The 938-nt window shown below is 66.6% G+C and carries 1 protein-coding gene; it reads right to left on the reverse strand.

All coding sequences use genetic code 11. The annotated features are described in order from the left end of the window. Window positions 1–938 (reverse strand): phosphorothioated DNA-binding restriction endonuclease (locus CKO36_RS19225; RefSeq protein ID WP_200286501.1); only part of this gene is annotated, 938 nt, incomplete at both ends.

Raw genomic sequence — 938 nt, forward strand, 5'->3', positions numbered from 1 at the left:
ATAAACTCCAGATCAATCAGCGGCTGCCCCGGCAACGGCTCCAGCAGCGGCTCACCATGCCGCACCCGCACCCGCTCCATCGCCACATCACTCCCCGTCAGCCGCGCCGACACCAGAATCCGCCGATCATCCGTCAGCGTCCAAGCGCCCAGGTCGAACAGCTTGTGCATCGTCGGCTCCAACGCCAGCCCATTGGCGACGCTATCCGGGCCAGCGTAAGCATGCCACTGCACATGCGCCGCCTCGCACCCGGTGTAACTTCCCGCCAGCGCCGCGCGAAAGCCGCTGAACGCACAGCGATACTCGTAGGCTTCAAGCACCGCTGAACGAAAGGCCGGATCACGCGCCCGCCGCTGCACCCACCGCGTCCCGGTCTCAGCCCCAGCCTTAGCCTCGGCCTCAGCCCCAGCCACCGCCTCGGCTTCCACCTCAGCCATCAGCGCATCAAGCGCAACCGCCGCCAGCGCCTTCAGACCAACCGCCAGGCAAATATCCTCATGCAAGGTTTCGGGAAAATAGCTCACCAGCAGTTGCTGCACCACCGCCTGAGCCAGCGCCGGCTCGGCCAGCAACCACTCCGCCATCGCATCGGGCAGACCGCCCGTGGAGGAACGAAAGGCCGCCATGGTCGGATACCCGCTGCGCGTTCGCTCCAGCGCCTCGGCCTGGTCCACCGTCCAAAGCCCATCGTTCTGCTGGTACCAGTAAGAGTTGTCCGGTGAATGCCGACACTTCGCCACCGGAGGCGCGATCATCTCCAGCAACGGGCGCAACGTCTGCTCAACCTCCGCATAGCTCAAGCGCCGCCGACCGCCGCCCAGCAGCCGCCCCAGCGCCACCAACAGCAACAACGGCTTGTGCGGAGCACGCCGCTCCCCCCGCCGCCACACATTCAGCCGCGCCACCTGCTTCAGCAGCGCGCGATCCTCGCCCGTCAA

The sequence above is a fragment of the Rhabdochromatium marinum genome (assembly GCF_016583795.1).
GTDB lineage: Bacteria > Pseudomonadota > Gammaproteobacteria > Chromatiales > Chromatiaceae > Rhabdochromatium > Rhabdochromatium marinum.